The 18,204-nt window shown below is 68.3% G+C and carries 2 protein-coding genes; both read right to left on the reverse strand.

Annotated elements, in window-relative coordinates; all coding sequences use genetic code 11:
* Positions 1-15 precede the first annotated feature (15 nt).
* Entirely contained in the window at positions 16-2,553 is a 2,538-nt protein-coding gene (locus tag AB0M15_RS10550; protein ID WP_363816114.1) for a right-handed parallel beta-helix repeat-containing protein, read from the reverse strand.
* 25 nt (positions 2,554-2,578) lie between these two features.
* Positions 2,579-18,052, reverse strand: a complete 15,474-nt coding sequence (locus AB0M15_RS10555; RefSeq protein WP_363816116.1) for a hypothetical protein — start codon at positions 18,050-18,052, stop codon at positions 2,579-2,581.
* Positions 18,053-18,204: the final 152 nt, after the last annotated feature.

Genomic DNA, 18,204 nt, shown 5'->3' on the forward strand with positions numbered 1-18,204 from the left:
CGTACAAGTACTTTCTCAGGAGTTGGCGGTGTAGTCGATCGGTAGGTCGGCCGCCTCCAGCGAGACCAGCTGGTCCGGGGTGGGGGCGGTCAGGGTGGCGAGACGGTAGGCCTGGCGCTCGGTCATCTGCTGGAAGATCTGGCGTGCCGACCGGCCGTTGCCGAAACCTTCGCCCCGCGGCAGTACCTGGAACATCTCCGACAGCGCCCGCCGGGCGTCCTCGGACAGCTCGTACTGGTGCTCGCGGGCGTGGTACTCGAAGATGTCGACCAGCTCGGCAGGCGTGTAGTCGTCGAACAGCAGCGTCCGGGTGAATCGCGACGACAGTCCCGGGTTGGACCCGATGAACCGGCCCATGTCGTTCACATAGCCGGCCACGATCACGACCAGGTCCTCGCGATGGTCCTCCATCATCTTGACCAGCGTCGCGATCGCCTCGGCGCCGAAGTCGTTGCCGATCCCGATCGGCGCCAACGAGTACGCCTCGTCGATGAACAGCACCCCACCGAGCGCCTGGTTGACCGCGGCTTGCGTCTTCGGACCGGTATGACCGACGTACTCACCGACCAGCGCCGTCCGATCGACCTCGACCAGGTGCCCCTTGCGCAGCAGCCCGAGCGCCTTCAGCACCCGCCCGTAGAGCCGCGCGACCGTCGTCTTGCCCGTTCCCGGGTTCCCGGCGAACACCAGGTGCCGGCTCAGTGGCGGCGCCGGCAGCCCGGCCTCCTGCCGCATCCGGACCGCCTGCATGAGGTTCACCATCGACTGGACGTCGCGCTTGACCCGCCCGAGCCCGATCTGCTCCTCGAGCTCGGCCAGTACGTCCTCGAGCTTCTCGTCCTCGGGCGGCATGCTTTCGTCCAGCGTCCCCACCGGTCCGACCGGCACCGGCGGAGCACCACCTGTACCGGCCGACGCGGCGGCAGGAGTAGCCGGAGCCATCGGTACGCCGTCCACCGTGCAGTCCTCGAAGACCGGGTTCGCGCCCTCGTCCTGGCCGACCGCGCCATCGCAGTCACGGATCCGGACGTGCCGTAGTACCGGCGTTGAAGCCTTGCTGAGATGTAGAGCCGGGTACTTCGCGCCGACGATATCGCAGTCCGTGTACGACCCGGCGGCCTTCTCGGCGATGTAGATCCCGTTCTTGGCCACCCCGATGACCCGCAACCCGGTCACAGTCGGTGTCACGCCCGACCAGACGACCAGCCCCGACCCATCGCACTTCTCGATCGTGCTGCCGGTGATCTCCGCAGTCGCGCCGGTCCCGATGACGATCCCGGCCGCCTTCGTCCGGCTCACCCGTACTGCGTCCAGCTGCACATACCCGGACCCCGACAACTCGATCCCGGTCCCGGTCGTCCCGGCCACCGAACACGTCTCCAGGCTGGTCGCGGCTGTCGACTCCAGATGCACACCGATCGTGCCCCCGGTGATCCGGCAGTCCTCGGCCCTCACCGTCGCATCGTCCACGACCGACAACGCGGTCAGCCCGATGTCGGTGATGCCACACGCATCCAGCTCGACCTTCGACGTACCGGTCGCGTGCACCCCGTGCTCCGCGCCACCGCGGATCAAACTGTCGACGAGCTTCACCGAAGCCGCACCGGTCAGATGGAACGCGCTGTACTTCGACCTGTCGACCCGGCAGTCCGTCATCGTCGCCTGGGCTCCGTCCGAGATCAGCAGCCCGTTGGCCCCCGAATCGGACACGGCACAACCCCTGGCCGTCACGGACGCCTGATCCTGGATCACGAACCCACTGGCCTGCGTGTCCCGGAACCGGCAGTCCACCAGCTCGACCCGCGCCGACCCGGCCGCATGGATCGCAGCCGATCCGGCCTTGTCGATCGACAGCTCGATCAACTGCGCGGTCGAGGCGTCCTCGAGCAGCAGGCCGGCCATGCCCGTCTGGCGTAGCACCGAGTCGGTGAGCTTCACCCGGCTGTCGCCGCGCAACCGGATGCCGTAGCCGACCGTGTCACTCATCCGGAGCCGGTTGGCCTCCAGGTAGGCGCCACCCGACAAGACGATCCCGATGCCGTCGATCTTCTCGATCGTGGAGTCCTCGACCTGCGCGCGGACCCGGCCGGACAGGTGCATCGCGGCCAGTCGGCCACTGCCGAGCTTGGAGCGGCGGACGAGTACCGAGGTCACGCCGTACCCGCTCAGGTCCGAGCCCTGGCCTTCGTTGCCTCGGGCATGGATCCGGCTGCCGGTGACGACGCAGTCCTCGATCAACAGCCCGGCCCCACCGGCGACCCCGATGGTCGGCGTCTCGCTGTCGTCGGCAGCCCGGACGTACAGGCCGCGCAGTACGCACTCGAGCCCTTCGACGACGATCGCCGGCACGCCGCTGCCCGCGACTCCGACCACGTCGACACTGCCCTGGCCCTGCTCGGCGACGATCACCAGCGAGCGGTCCAGGACCACCTGCTCGGTGTAGCTGCCGGGCGAGACCACGACGGCGTCACCCGGACTGGCGGCCTTGACCGCGTCAGAGATCCGGCGGTACGTCCCGCGGCCGCCCTTCGGGGCGACATACCTCGTCGTCACTGGCTCTCCATCGGTTCGTACCCGGTCACGGCGCTCCGGTCGGGCTGGCGGACGGCTGCGGCTGGGGCTGCGGCTGCGGCTGCGGCTGTTGCACACCAGGTGGCAGGATCACGCCGCCGCTGGTCACCTGCGGCTGTGGCACGTTAACACTGGGCGGCAGGGTGAGCGGCCGGGACCACGGCGGGTCCATCGACTGCCGGATCGCCGGGCCGAGCAGTGACATCGTCAGGCCCTTCTCGAACAGCTTGGTCCCGAAGCCGAACGCCAGGTCGGCGACGCCGCCCTTCTGCCAGTACCGGCCGATCCCGATCCCGCCGCCGATCGTCTTCAGCATGCCGAGGCTGTTCGCCACCGCGTAGCCGGTCGCGACCGACATCCCGCCCTCGGCCATCGCCTGCCAGCCGGTCAGGTGCACGGTCTTGCCGTCCGGTCCCTTGACCCCGAAGATCGCCGCGTTCATCGTGCCGTTCACGAACGCGGTCAGCGGCAGCATCATCATGCCGAAGCCGTAGTCGAAGGTCCCGCCCCGCCACTTGGCCGCGGTGGTGTTGCCGGCCCACTCGACGCCCCAGGTGGCGCTGTTGTTGTTCGGCCGGTTGGTGGCCAGCTTGCCACTGTCCAGGTTGCCCATCGTCTGCTTCAGGTCGCGCAGGCCGCCGCCGAGCCGGGTCTCGGTCAGTGCGGTACCGGCGACAGTCTTCAGCGTCGTACCGACGGCCGCGTTCATCAGGGCCTTGAGCGCGTCCTCGCCGGTGAACGGCTTGTTCTGTGCCTCCGCGATGATCGCCAGGATGATGACGCTGGCCGCGTAGTCCATCACGAACTCGGTGGTGGCCGTCAGCAGCATCTTCTGGGTCAGCAACCGGGAGTACGAGACGTAGTTGGACTCCATCCGCAGCGGGTTGCTGCCGACCTGCAGGCCCTTCGGGTCGAAGGTCCAGTTGGACTGCATGTGCCACGGCTGCCGCTGGGCGTCGCCGATCCGCGCGTTCCAGCCCCGGAACTCGGTCATCGAGCCGCGGAAGTCGAACTCGTTGCCGGTCAGCACCAGTCGGTTGTCGCGCAGCTCGAAGACCAGGCCGGTGTCGGACCGCTCGCCGATCACCCGGCCGTCCTGGCCCCAGATCTTCCACTGACCGTGCAGCTTGTCGGTCTCCAGGTAGTTCGTCCCCGACAGCGCCCGTTCCCGGACGATCTTGTCGATGTCGAACTCTTTCCACTGCGCCAGGTCGGAGTTGCCCTGAGCGTCCACGGTGTACTCGCGCACCCGGACCGGCCGGTCGCCACCGATGTGCTGCGGGGTCTCGAACCGGACCTGGTCCGGTACCGCCGAGCCGTTCGGGGTGACGTCGCGGAAGTGCGTCGACTGACCGTTCCACTGGTTCGACCAGCGTCCGGTGCCGTTGCTCCAGCGCCGGTCGAAGGTCATCGCCGGGTCGACCCGCTGGCCGAGCTTGTCGAACTCGGCGGCGTGCCAGTTGTTGTTGCCCGACTTCCACGACTCGACGTACCGGCCCTCGTCCAGCATGTGCCGGTCGCGGACCAGGTTGCCTCTGGCGTCGAAGTCACGGAACGAGTTGTCCCAGCTGATCGACTGGTCGCGGGAACCCTTGAAGTGGAAGCGTTCGCCGCCGACCCCGGTCGGGTTGCCGTTCAGATCCAGTTCGCGCCAGGTCCAGCGCGACCCGTCGGCCGGGCCGGTCGCCTCGATGTAGCGGGTCGGCGGGTTGTGCCCGTACGGCGGAATCTGGTGCGACGAACCGACCAGGTTGCCGTGCGCGTCGCGCTGCACCCAGATGTGGGTGTTGCCGGCCTCGGGGAACTCGCGGACCTCGCCACCGGGGTGGCTCTGCCGGACCAGGATCCAGTCGGGTCCACCCTGCGGGTGCGGGCCCATCGACGGTTTGAAGTCCTGCCAGCTGTTGTTGGTGTTGTCGAAGACCCGCCAGCCCTTGGTGCCCTCGTTCTCCCAGGCCGCGACCGGCCCGCCGTTCGGGTTCGGATGCGCGTCGGTCAATCCCTCGACCTGGTCGCCGACCTTCAGCTTCGTACCGTCGTGCAGCTTGCCCTCGAAGCGGACGAACCGGCCGTCCAGCCCGACGTCGACGAAGGACTCGTCGCCCGCGACGTACCGGACGCCGTGGCCCGGGTTGTTCGCGCCGGTCGTCTCCCAGCGATAGATCTGGTACCGCGCGTCGTTGGCGACGTGCGACACGTTGCCTTCCGGCACCGGGTTGCGCTGGATGTAGTCGCGGAACCAGACCGGCGGCCGCTGCTCGCCGACCCGGTGGGCGCTGAGGATGTTGTCGTTGGGCAGCTTGGTCCCGCTGCCGACCGGCTTGCCGACCTTGCCCTGGATCTCCCAGCTGCCCGGCCGCTCCAGCCCTCCTGCGCCGGTCTCGAGCTTGAACTCCTTGTACTGGTTGGCGTGGTCCGCGCTGTTCCAGGTGCCCCATTTCTGCTGGGCGATGTCGTCAGTGGTCTGCCCAGGGAGCCTGACCCGGTCGATGAAGCCGTCGCCGAGCTTCTCCCAGGTCCGCTGACCCGACCCGACCAGGCCGCCGTCGGCGTCGAACCGGTGCCAGGTCCAGTTCCCGTCGGCGCCGCGGGTGGCGATCACGTGACCCGTGATCTCCTTCTCCGCCTTGCCCAGCGGGCCGATCTCGCCCGCGATCGGGTTGGCGTACTTCTGCAGGCCCTGCTGGTAGTGGTGCACCTGGCGGCCGTTGTGGTCGACGTCCATCCACGAGTTGCCGCTGGTGTCGAACTCCCGCTTGCCCCAGTTGCTCACCCCGCCGGCGTTGTCGTACGTCGCCCAGGTGGTCCGCCGGTTGAAGGTGCCGAAGCCGAGCGTGTCGGTCTTGCGGAAGCTGTCCATGATCTCGCCGCCCGGCAGCCACCGGCGCTCGAAGACCTGGACCTCCTTGGCCGACGAGCTGATCAGCTTGATCTGGCCGTTGCCGACCCCGGTCACCTCGACCTTGCCGTGCTGGAAGACACCGTCGGCCCTGGTCCCACCGGTCCTGGTCCAGGTGCTGTTGGCCCGGTCGACGACGTACCGGAACGGCGTGGCCTGACCGTTGTTGAGCACAGGGAAGCCTTGTTCGGTGAGGTTTCCGGCCCGGTTGTAGACGTGATACTCGCCGTTGCGTGGACTCCCGTTCAGCTGGATCTCGACCCGGACGTTGCCCTGGGCATCGACCGTCGCGTGGTACCGGTTCGGCATCGCCGTACCGGCGTTGTCGACGAAAGTGACAACCCCGTTCTGGTCCCGGGTGACCCGGCCGCCGAGCTGGCTCGCGCCCAGCCCGTCGAGGTCGGTCAGCTGCCGGATCGGCACGCCCTGCAGGTTGAAGACGTCTTCGCCCCCGACCCGGCCGACCGTGATCTCGCCACGGGCCGCGTCGAAGTTCACCTGCCGGCCGACGATCGGCGCGTACTGTGCGTCGACCCGCTGTGCCCCGGCCGTACCGATCTCGAGGAAGCCGTCCTCGCCGTGCAGCGTGACGGGGACACCGTGCGCCTGGTGAGCGCCGTCGGCGTCGTACACGTGGTAGTTGCCGCCGTCGATCGCGCGGTAACCGCCGTTGCCGGTGAGCTCGACCGTGCCCGGGCCGGGCGCGTCGGCACCGGTCCGGATGCTCACGTTGCCGTGCACATCGTGGACGACGATCAACTGCTGGCCAGGCTGCACACCCGGCTGGTGCAGCGGGATCCGCCGATCGATCGCGAGACCCGCGTCGTCGAAGGTCCGCGCGATGCCGTTCGCCGGGTCGGTGAGCCGGAATCCGCCGCCCTGCAGGACATCCACCTGATGCGGCAACCGGGCACCGAGGTCGTCGATGAAGGACAACGTGCCGTCCGTACCCCGGTACAGGAAGGTCTGCCCCTGGAAGTCGGCGTGCGCCACCCGTACGCCGGTGCCCTCCAGCAGACCGTTGTTGCCGAAGTACCGGATGTCGCCGAGGTTGTTGTCGACGACCATCAGCTGGCCGTTGCCCAACCGGGTGACCTGCGTGTGCGGGACCGGGGCGCCGTTGACGTCGACGACGCGGAGGCCGCCCGTCCCGTTCGGCTCGGTGAACAGCGCGCCACGAAGGCCCTGCGGGTCGGTGAGCCGCAGGCCGTCCGCGATTTGCACGCCATCCACGCCGTACCGCGCACTGTTCCCCTGGGCTGTGCTGACCCGGAAGCCGCCGTCCGGCAGCAGATCGACCGTCGTCCCCGGCACATGGGTGCCCTGCAGGTCGACCAGCCGCGCGCCGGTGACTCCGTCGACCTCGACGAACCGGTCGCCCCGGAGCCCTTGCGCGTTGAGAACGGACACCCCGTCGCCGAGGTGCGTGCCGTCGCCGGCGTACCGCTGCATGCCGCCGTCGGCGTCGTAGATCCGGAAGCCGCCGTCGTCCAGCCCGCGGACCGCGAAGTTCTCGGCGCCGTCGCCGAGCACATGCAGCCCGTCGGCATCGCGGGTCACGAACCGGTCGGTGGTCCCGTTCAGCCTGAAGTGCACCTCGGTCAGCGTGCCGCCGCTGTCGTAGTGGATCGTCCGGTTGCCCTCGACCACGTGATAGCCGGTCGTGTTCGCCTCGGGCCTCGACCAGTAGCCACCGGCGCCCACTCCGCGCGGGCGCTCGTTGACCGACGCGATCCGCAGGTCGTCGAGCCCCTGCAGCAGTCCGTCGGCCGACAACCCGGGGTGCTGGGCCTCGAAGGTCTGCTTGGCCAGTACGAACTTCTCCTGAGCGGCATGCAGGTCGAACTGCGCCCGGTCGCCGATCGACAGCCCGTTGGAGGTGCTCGCCGCGTTGGGGCCGTTCTCGTCGCCGTACCTGGCCGCGGCGGCGAAGTCGTCGTACGTCTTCTGAACCGCCTGGAAGTCGTCCATTCGGGTCAGCACGAGAGCGTCGGAATCGCCGAGCTGCCGGAACAGGTTCGCCCGGGCAGCCATGTCGCTGGTCCACGTCTGGCTCACCTGCGTCGCGGCCTGGCGCCAGGACAGCGGATCGATCTTGCCGGCGAAGACATCGCTGTTGTGCAGCAGCCCGGACTTCAGGTCGGTGGCGAAGTTCATGTACTCCGAGCCACCCCACTCCCGGCCGAAGAACCGGACGCCGCCCAGCCTGGCATCCACCGCGACCGCGTCCGACAGTTGCGTCACCGTGATGGTCAGCTCGTCGGCGCTGCCCGGCTTGACCACCTTGATCGTGTTGACCAGTCCGTCGGTACTGACCGTCGAGGTGGCCGTCACGTCCGCCATCCCGTGGAACTTGCGCAGCCCGTCGACCGAGAACGCCCGGCCGAAGTCGTCGAACGCCTCCTTCGGCGCGAAGCCGCCCCACTCCTCGTGGATCAGGTCGTCGTAGACGCCCTGCGGCAACTGCTCGGCCCGGACCGGGATGATCGTCAGCCCGTCCTCGACCCGGTTCGGGCCGGTCCGGACCAGGTTCGTCGGCGCGAGCGTCACCTCGAACTGGTGCGGGTTGACCGGCGCCGCGTCCCCGAGCCCGAGCTCGTAGTGCGGCGGGTACGCCGAGGCCAGCTTCGCGTGTCCACCCGGTACGTCGATCTCGAACACGACCCGGTTCGCCTTGTCACCGTTCTGCGCCCAGGTGTGCTGGAACTCCATCCCGTTCGACGTCGACGACGGCAGCCGCTCGACGAAGTTGTCGGCCTGTGCGGCCAGCGGATCGAGCGACATCCCGCGGTACAGGGTGACCCGGGCGTTCGGTCCGTGGAAGGCGAGATCCGTGCTGATCCGGACGAAGTCGTCGACCTTCTCCACCAGCGCGTCGGCATCGGTGTGCGCGAGGTCGACGAAACCGCGGTACCCGCGCTGTGAGGTGAAGGAGCCGTCGCGCACGTCGCCCATCAGCTTCATCACGTTCGCGTCGACCGAGGCCGCCGCCAGATGGGTCCGCGACAGCTCGACCGAACCGGTCCACCGGGCAGCCGCGTCCAGATCCGTCAGGTGCTGCGGTACGGCCGGCGGATGCGCGTTGCCGGTGAGACCCTGATCCAGCTGGCGGAACACTCCGGTCGAGCGGTCGTAGCTCAGCGCGCCACCCGGCGAGGCGATCGTGATCGAGTCGCCGTTCGCCTTGACCGGCCAGTTCCCGCCGAGTCCGTCGTCGAACGCACCGGCGTAGATGTTGCCGGTGAAACCGTCCTCGCCCATCGTCAGCACCCGGCCGCCGAGAGCGCCGTGAGTCAGCTGGACCGACTCGCCGGTCAGCGTCAGCGAACCGTTGCGCATGACCCGGTACTCCCACGTGTGCATCGTGGTGACGCCGTCGGCGCCGTACTTGGTCAGCGTCAGCTCGTTGCCGAGCTGGTTCAGGTGGATCGACTGGTCGAGGCCGCCGATGATCTGCGCCTGACCGCCCTGCACTCTGATCTGCACCTGCGACGGCAGGTCGTGCATCTTGGTCGGGCCACCGGCCATCGGGTTCATCCGTACGCCGCTACCCGACGGCTGGCCCGTGTCCCGCCCGGCCGCCACGATCCGCGGCCGGTCGCCGAGCGAGCCGGTCAGCAGGTCGTCCAGCTGCTGCTGGACGGAGTCGAACTGCATCCCGTGCTTGGCCTCGAAGGCATCCCGCACCGTGTTCAGGTCGTGCTGAGCCGCCCTGTAATCGGTCCAGGCCTGGTCTTCGAGCGACTTTCCGCCGGACGTCCCGGCAGGGTTCTCCACCAGGTCCTCGTACTTGTTCGCGGCGGCGAGGTAGTCGTCCTGCGCCCGCTGCACCCTGGTGAAGTCGTCCAGCCGGGTGGTCAGCTTCGCGTCGGTGTCGCCGACCTTGCGCAGTACGTCCATCCGGGCCATCCGGTCGGCGTCCCAGACCGGCGCCTTCTCCGTCGTCGGGGTCGCCGCGGCGTTCTTCCACGACGCCGGCTCCATCCGGCCGGCGAAGAGGTCGCTGTTGTGCAGGACGTTGCCGCGCAGGTCGGTGGCGATGTGCTTGAAGTCGGTCTTGCTCCAGGTCTGGTCGAACGTGGTCATCCCGTCGGCCGTGACCGTCACGCGGACCGAGTCGGCCTCGGCGTCCCGGAGTACGTTGATCTTCAGCTCGCCGTCGAAGCCCGGCTTGCTCGCGGTGACGGTCAGGTTGTCCGGGCCGCGCTTGACCGTCGTGGTGCTGACGTCCTCCAGGCCGGTGAACTTGCGCAGGTTGTCCCGCTCGAACGACTTCGCGAAGTCGGTGAAGGCATCGCCCGACTTCATCCCCGGCCACTTGGCGTTGATCAGATCGCTGTACGCCGACGGCGCGATCGCCTCGGCCTTGACCGGGATGATCGTCATCCCGTTCTCGAGCCGGTTCGGGCCGGTCCGGACGAGCGTCGTCGGGGCCAGCGTGACCTCCCACTGGCTCTGGTTCCAGGCGCGTGCCTCGTCGAGGCCGGCCTGGTAGCCGGGCGGGTAGGACATCGACAGCTTGCCGTGCCCGGCCGGTACGTCGATCTCGAAGACGAACCGGTTGCTCGCGACGCCGTTCTTCGCCCACTCCTCCTGGAACTTGATGTTGTTGGAGGTCGAGCTAGGCAGCCGGTCGACGAACTCGTTCGCCTTGGCGCTGGCCGGGTCCATCGAGACACCGCGGTACAGGGTGATGTCCCGGTCGCCGCCCTTGAGCAGCAGGTCGCGGGTGACGTCGGAGAAGGTCTGCACCTTGCCGACCAGCGTGCCGTCCTCGAGCGCGAGCGGGTTCACGTACCCCTCGAAGCCGCGCTTGGAGGTGAAGGAGCCGCCCATGACGTCCTTCATCAGATTCTCGACGGCCTTGTTCTCGGCGGCCGCGGTGAGATGCGTGCGCGACAGGTCGACCTGGTTGGTCCAGCGGACCGGGTCGCCGTGGATGTTGCCCGGCAACGTGGGTGCGGGCAGGTGCGACGTACTGGTCGGTGCCGGGCCGTGGAACGAACCGTCCCGGCCGTAGCGCAGCGGGCCGCCCGGGGTGGCCACGAACAGCTCGTCGCCGACCACCTTCATCGGCCAGACGCCACCGTCGTTGAGCGTCCCGTCCAGCTGGCCCATCAGGCCCTTGAGGTTGGCGACCTCGCCGGCCAACGGGCCATCCGCCAGGTGGATGGTCTGGCCGGTCAGGTTCGGCCGGCCGAAGCCCTGCCGGAAGGTCCAGGTCGACAGGGTCTCGCCGCTGGATCCCAGCTGGGTGACGGTGATCTCCCGGCCGTTGACCGAACCGGTGAACTCACCAGCCCGGGTGCCGGTGAAATGCACCACACCGTTCTCGACCTGGTAGGAGACACCACCGCCCGGTACTTCGAACGCCCGGCCGGCGCCCGGCCCGCGCGGCCGTTTCACCACTCCGCCGAGGTCGGTCTTCAGTTGATCGGCGTCCATGTCGTACTTGCGCTTGAAACCCGCCCTCGCGGTGTCCAGGTCGGCCTGCGCCACGTCGAGATCCATCCGGACCTGGTCTCCGACCGAGATACCACCGGTCGACGGGCCGTCCGGCCGGGTGCCGTGCAACTGGACGTTGTCGAGCGCGTGGCTGAGGTTCCGCTCGCTCTGCTGGAACCGGGAGAAGTCCTCCATCTTCGCGTCGACCATCGCGTCGGTGTCGCCGGGCTTGCGGAAGACGTTCGCCTTCGCGGCCAGGTCGGCGTCCCACTGCGGGCTGAACGAGGTGGGCTTGTTCCACTCGGCCGGTTTCGACATCCCGATGAAGACGTCGTTCTCGTGCAGCGTCCCGGCCCGCAGGTCGGTGGCGATGCTGCTGAACTCGGTCTGGCTCCAGTTGCGGTTCAGCGTGGTCTTGCCGTCGGCGGTGACGGTGACGTGGACCGAGTCGGCGTACTCGTTGCGGGTGATCTTGATGGTCATGTCGTGGCCCGGCAGGCCCGGCTTGCTGACGGTGATGTCGCGGACCATGCCGTCGGTGCTCAGCTTGGACGTCGCCGTGACGTCGGACATATTGCCGAACTTCTGCAGGTGGGCCTGGTCGAACGCGCGGCCGAAGTCGTCGAACGCGTCCGCCGAGGACATCCCCGGCCAGCGCTCGCTGATCAGGCTGTCCAGCTGGCCGGGCGGGATCTGCCTGGCCCGGACCGGGATGACAGTCAGCCCGTCCTTCACGAAGGAGTCACCGGTGCGCTCGAGCACGGTCGGCGACAGCGTCACCTCCAGCTGGTCCGGGTTGAAGGCACGCGCGTCCTTGAGGCCCTGTTGGTAGCCCTCCGGGTAGGACAGCGCCAACTTGCCGTGCGCGGGCGGTACGTCGATCTGGAACACGACCCGCTTGCCGGGGTCGGCGCCCTTCGCCCAGGTCTTCTGGAACTCCCAGTTGGTCGACGTCGAGACCGGCAGCCGCTCGACGAACTTGTTGCCCTGGGCACTGGCCGAGTCGATCGCGATCCCGCGATAGACCCTGGTGGGAGCGATCGGCCCGTCGAACAGCAGCCCTTCGGCCACCTCGTTGAAGGTGTGCACGTCCTTGGTCAGCTTCGTCAGGCCGGTCTCCAGCACGTACGGGTCGATGTACCCGCCGAAGCCCTTCTGCGAGGTGAACCTGCCCTCGTAGGCCATCTGCATCATGTCGCCGACGTCGTCCCACTTGTCGGCGGCGGTCAGGTGGGTGCGGGAGATGTCGGCCTGCGCCGTCCACCGCGCGAGGTCGTCACCCTCCAGGTGGATCGGCGGAATCGGGTCCGCCATCTTGCCCTTGACGCCGGGCTCGACCCGGACGAAGTTCCCGGTGCGGTCGTACACCTGCGTACCGGACCTCGAGGGCACGCTGTACTCGCCCTCGCCGCTGTTGTACTTGACCGGCACGTTGTCGCCGAGATCGTCGACCGCCCCACGACCGAACGAGCCGCCACTCCACTCCGCAGTGAGCGCCCGGCCGTCGAAGACGTCGCCGCCGCCGCGCAGGACGAGCTGGTCGGTCTTCATCATCGGCCAGCCGAGGTCGTTGAGTTCGTACTTCAGCGTCCGCAGGACGTTGCCGTCGGCATCGACCTTGGTGACCGTCAGCTCCTTGCCGTCCAGGACGCCGCGGAAGTCGTCGACACCGTCGCCGAGGAAGTTGACCGAGTTGCCCTCGATCTTGAACATCCCGTCGGTACCGGAGATCGGCATCGGCCGGCGCATCCCGGCGCCGGGCAGCCGCGGCCGGTCCTTCAGCGAGTCGAGCAGCAGGTTGTCCAGCTGCTGCTGGATCGCGTCGACCTTCATGCCGTGCTTGCCCTCGAAGGCAGCCTTCGCGTTGGCCAGATCGGTCTCGGCCGCACTCAACTGCAGGTGCGCCTGGTCGCCGATCTCCGGCCGGGTCGAAGCGCCGTCGAGCCGGCCACCGTGCTGGGCGATGTCGTCGAGCGCCGCCTTGACGTTGCCCTGGGCGTGCTCGACCCGGCTGAAGTCGGCCATCCTGGCGTCGACGACGGCATCGGTGTCACCGACCTTGCGGAAGACGTTGGTCTTCGCCGCCAGGTCGTCCGCCCAGCCCTTGTTGAACGCCTCGATGTCGTCCGCCCACGCCTTGTTGAGCGAGGCGATGTCGTTGTCCCAGTTGCGATTGAGCGAGGCCAGGTTGCTGTCGAGGCTTTCGTCGACCGCCTTGCCCTTGCCCTTGACATCGATGTGGACCGGCGGCGCCGCTTCCTCGGCCCAGCGCGCGGGCTGCGGCAGGTTCATGAACTTCTCGTTGTTGTGCAGGACGCCGCCGCGCAGGTCGGTGGCGATGTTGCTGAAGTCGGTCTTGGTCCAGGTCTGGTCGAACTTGTTCGCGCCGTCCGAGGCGACGGTGACCCGGACCGAGTCGGCCTTCGGGTCGCGCATCACGGTGATGGTCAGGTCGTCGCCCTCGAAACCCGGCTTGCTGACCGTCACCGTGTGGGTCAGCCCGTCGGTACTGGTGACCGCCTTCGAGGTGACGTTCTCCAGATCGGGGAACTGCTTGAGCGCGCCCAGTTCGAAGGACTTCACGAAGTCGCCGAACGCCGTCTCCGAGGACATCCCCGGCCACTTGGCGGTAATCACCGACTCGTACATCGACGGCGGGATCTGCTCGGCCTTGACCGGGATGATCGTCATCCCGTTGTCCAGCGTCCGGTTCGGGCCGGTCCGGACCAGCGTCGTCGGCGACAGCGTCACCTCGAACTGGCTGGCGTTGATCTCCGGCGCGTCGCCCTTCACCGCCTGGTACCCGTCCGGGTAGGCCATCGACAGCTTGCTGTGCCCGGCCGGTACGTCGACCTCGAAGACGACCCGGTTGGCGTTGACGCCGTTCTTGGCCCACTCGTCCTGGAACTTCATCGTGTTCGAGGTGGAGATCGGCAACCGCTCGGTGAACTTGCCGGCCTGCGCGCTGGCCGGGTCCATCGACAACCCGCGGTACACGGTGAGGTTGTCCTCGGGCCCCTTGAAGGCCAGCTCCTTGGCGAAGTTCTCGAAGGTGTGCACCTTGCCGACCAGGGTGCCGTCGCGCAGCGCCGACGGGTTGACGTACCCGTCGAAGCCCTTCTTCGAGGTGTACGAGCCGCCCGCGACGCCCTTCATGAACAGGTTGAGGTCGTTGTCCCCGGCCGCCACCGTGAGGTGGGTCCGGGAGATGTCGGCCTGCGCGTTCCAGCGGATCAGGTCGTCGCCGGTCAGATGGCTCGGCGCCGCCGGCCTGGGCAGGTCGTGCCCGGTCGACGGCCCGACGCCGTGGAAGCTGCCGGCCTTGTCGTACACCAGCGGGCCCTGCGGCGACGGCACGATCAGCCCGTCGTCGGTGAACTTGACCGGCAGGTGGTTGCCGCGCAGGTCCGTCACCAGCGCCTTGTCGAACTGCCCCATCGCGCCCTGCAGGCTGATCGGCTGACCGTCGAACAGGCCGCCGTTCAGCGGGAAGGATTCGCCGATCTGGTTCGCGCGCCCGCCGAAGCCCAGCGAGTACGTCCAGGTGTGCGCGGCCTGGCCCGCCCCACCGGTCTCGGTGATGGTCAGCGTCCTGCCGTTCAGCGTGCTGCTGAACGCGTCCGCCTTCGGCCCGCTGAAGCTGATCTGGGTGCCGTTCAGCTCGAACTTCATCCCGTTGCCGTTGGGCAGGTCGAAGCTGCGGCTGACCCCGCCGAGCAGGCGTGGCCGCTCCTTGAGCGAGTCGATCGTCAGCTTGTCGAGCTGTTGCTGCAGGTTGTCGACGCTGAGCCCGTGCTTGCTCTCGAAGCTCGCCTTGGCGTTGGCCAGATCGTTCTCGGCCGCCCGCAGGTCGATGTGCACCTGGTCGCCGACCGCCGGACCGGTCGACGGCCCGTCCAGCCGCTCGCCGTGCACGGCCACGTTGTCGAGCGCGTTGTCGAAGTGCGACTGGGCCCGCTGGACCTGGCCGAAGTCGGCCATCTTGGCGTTGACCATCGCGTCGGTGTCACCCGGCCGGCGGAACACGCCCGCCTTGGCGGCCAGGTCCTTGTCCCAGGCGGCGCTCAGGGTCTGGTTCTCCAGCTTGCCCTGCGCGTTGTAGTGGAACGTCAGGCCCTTCTCGTCGATCAGCTGGATGCCGCCGTTGCCGAGCTTGGTGATCTTGATGCCGGGGGTGATGTCGCCGGTCAGGGTGGTGGCGCGGAACTCGCCGCCCTTGGTGACGACGATGTGGTCGGTCGGCCGCAGTACGCCGTCGGTCTTGGTCAGCCGCAGGCCCTGGTCGATCACGATGCCGCCGCTGTCGAAGCGGGTGGTCTGGCCGGTGGCCGTGTCGGTGAAGCGAAGGTTGCCCCCGGCAAGCACGTCCATCCGGCCGTCGGGCCCGCCGCCGTACAGGTTGTAGCTGCTCATCCCGCCCTCGGTCCGCTCGACCTTGACGTAGGCGCCGGGGCGGTCGGTGAGGCCGTGCAGCTGGATCTCGGAGCGGCTGGCGATCGTGTTCGTGCCGTGGCCCGAGTTGCCGATGTCGGCACCCTTGGCCAGCGAGTAGCCCGGGTCGTGCACACCGGGGTTGTGCATTCCCGGGTTGTGCAGCCCTGGGTTGTGCAGGGCCGCGTTGTCGAAGCCGTTGAAGCCGGGGGTGTTGACGCCCGGGTTGCTGTGCACTCCCGGCGCGGGCTGCGGGTGCAGCGGGACCAGCTGGGTCTCGGGCATCGCGGCCTTGGCGTCGAGGCCATGCCCCGGTACGCCGACGTTGCCCGGCAGGTTGGTGCTCGGCAGCGGCGTCCCTTGGCCGGTGTTGTGCACCGTCGTCGGCTGGACGTGCAGATCGGTGGCCCGGCTCGGCAAGTTGATCGGCTGGACGTTCACCGACGGCACGGTCGGGGCGTTCTGGGCGCCGGCCAGGCCTGGGTTCTCGACCTTGATCGTCGCGGGCGCCGGGGGCTTGAAGTCGGCGCCGCCGTTCAGGTGGACGTTGACGTTGACGTCGGTACCGGCGGGCTTGGCGGTGTGGATCGACGGCGGGGTGACGCCCTGCGTCGTCGCGCCGGGGTTGTGGACGAGGTCGAGCGCGGCGTTGATCCGGTCGACGGCGGGCGGGTTGAGCGCGTGCAGGCCGTTGAAGTTCGCGGGGCTCGGGGCGTTCAGGACCTCGTCGATGCTGAGCTTGAAGTGATTGGTCTGGAAGCCATGGGCCGCGCCTTCGCCGATCGACGTACCGAAGTGCGGTGAGACGGCCGGGGCGTTGTTGCGGATCGCGGAGCCGGTCAGGTCGCTCAAGCCGGCCGAGTTCGCGTTCGGGGTCGGGACGTGCAGTGAGCCGACATTGTTGAGGCCGGGCGACTGGACGTTCACGTTGTTCATGTGGAGTGAGTTGCCGAACTCCGGCGTACCGACGTGTGGCGACGGGATGTTGGCGACGACGCCGTTCGCACCCAGGTTCGTGTTGACGTGTACCGAGGGCGGGGTCGCGCCGGTGGCGACGTGGATCGGCAGGACCGGCGTACCGACCGCGGGCTGGGTCAGGTTGGCGACGACGTTGGACGGCATCTGCGGCGTACCGACGTGGGCCGAGGGGATGATCGAGCCGCCGGGGACGACCGGGACGTTGGTACCGGCGTTGCTCGGGATGTGGATGCCGCCCGGCGTAGTGACGGTCGGGGTGTGCACGCTGACGCCAAGGTCGCCACCCTTCACCGGGGCGAAGTTGCCGGTCGGGATGTCGTCGATGGCGATGCTCACGTGGCCCGCGTTGAACCCGGCGCCGGAGACCTCGCCGAGGCCCTTGATGTTGAGCGGGATCATCTCGGGCGGGTTCATCATCGTGTGCAGGAAGTTGGTCTTGCCGCCGAGCGCGCCACCGGTGGTCTCGATCGGGATCCCGGCGATCGACTTGCCGATCGCGCTCGTCATCGGCATCCCGAACACGTTCTTGCCCTGGATGCCACGGCCGATCACGCCGACCTTGAGGGCCTGGGTGAAGGCGCCGAAATCCGTCATCCCGGCCAGCCGGAAGGCGCGGATCTCGTCCGCCGCCACCGGCAGGAAGATCCGGGTCCACTGCAGGTTGCCGAAGTGCGCCTGGACGAACTTGAAGGTGTTGCCGAGTCCGGTAGCGAAGCCTTTGCCGACGTTCGCCAGCCCGCGGAACAGCGTGCCCGGCAGGTTCGCGAAGCCGGTTCCGAGGTTCTTGATCCCGTTCAGCGCGATCTTGCCGAAGTTGTTGCCGAAGTTCGCGGCGTTGAGCGGGAAGTTCCGGATGTTCTTGACGACGAAGAGGCCGGTCTCCTTGATCGCGATGTTGGCCAGCATCGGCATGCTCTTCAGCCCGGCCAGCAGGCCGTTGAACAGGAAGTCCTTGCTGAACACGTTCTTGAAGGTCTGGACGATGCCCTTGACGCCGGCGCCGATGCCCTTGCCGATCGCCTTCACGATGCTGAAGATCGGCAGCGCCTTGGTGGTCGGCGCGATCAGGCCGAGACCGGCCAGGAACAGGTCCAGGAAGCTGGCGTCACCCTTGGCGACGTCGACGATGGTCTTGATGAACAGGGCCAGGTTCACGCCGAGGGCGATCAGCGCGATCGGGCCGCCGAAGATCAGCGCCGGGATGATCAGGATGATCGCCAGCCACTTGAAGGCCTCCCAGAACACCTCGCAGTCCGAGATCGGCATCTTGATGTCCGAGACACCGTTGATCCGGCCGGCGTAGCTCGAGGCCTGCTCGGACTGGTACGTACCGGCAGCCTCGGCAGTGGTCTTGTGGGTCTCGCGCTCCGGATCGTCCGCGGCCAGCCCCCGCCCGGCGTTCAGCGCGGCGTCGGCCTTGGCCTGCTGCTCGACGACCACGCCGCTCCACTCGCGCAGCGCGGTGGCGGACGACTCGAAGGCGGAGGCGACGCTCTCGACGTGCCCGCGCAGCCGGCCGTCGACCTTGCCGCGGAGGGCGTCAGCGGTCTGCCCGACGAACACGGAGTCGTCGTTCTTGTTCATCACGGCCTCGATCGCGGTGATGATCTCGCGCGCCTTGCCGCCCATCTTCTGGAAGCCGTCGGCCAGTGCCTTGATCTTCTCGGGATCGCCCGGCGTGGGGTCGCCCCCCAGACCGATCGCATCCCAGTCGCCAGGCCGCGGCATCCGAACCCTCCCTCACGCCGACAGTGGTCCCTCCGGAAAGTCCACGCCTCAGAGCGCTCCGAGGTTCAGATCCGGGCCGGAAAACTATTTCTGAACCTCTTCGCGGGCCGCGACGTGGACTGGGTGGAACCGTTTGGACAGCGGAGGTGCCC

The sequence above is a fragment of the Kribbella sp. NPDC051718 genome (assembly GCF_040681515.1).
In the GTDB taxonomy this organism is placed as follows: Bacteria; Actinomycetota; Actinomycetes; order Propionibacteriales; family Kribbellaceae; genus Kribbella.

Coding starts and splice junctions, on each gene's coding strand:
- AB0M15_RS10555 (WP_363816116.1), bottom strand. CDS start 18,052: ATGCCGCGGCCTGGCGACTGGGATGCGATCGGTCTGGGGGGCGACCCC.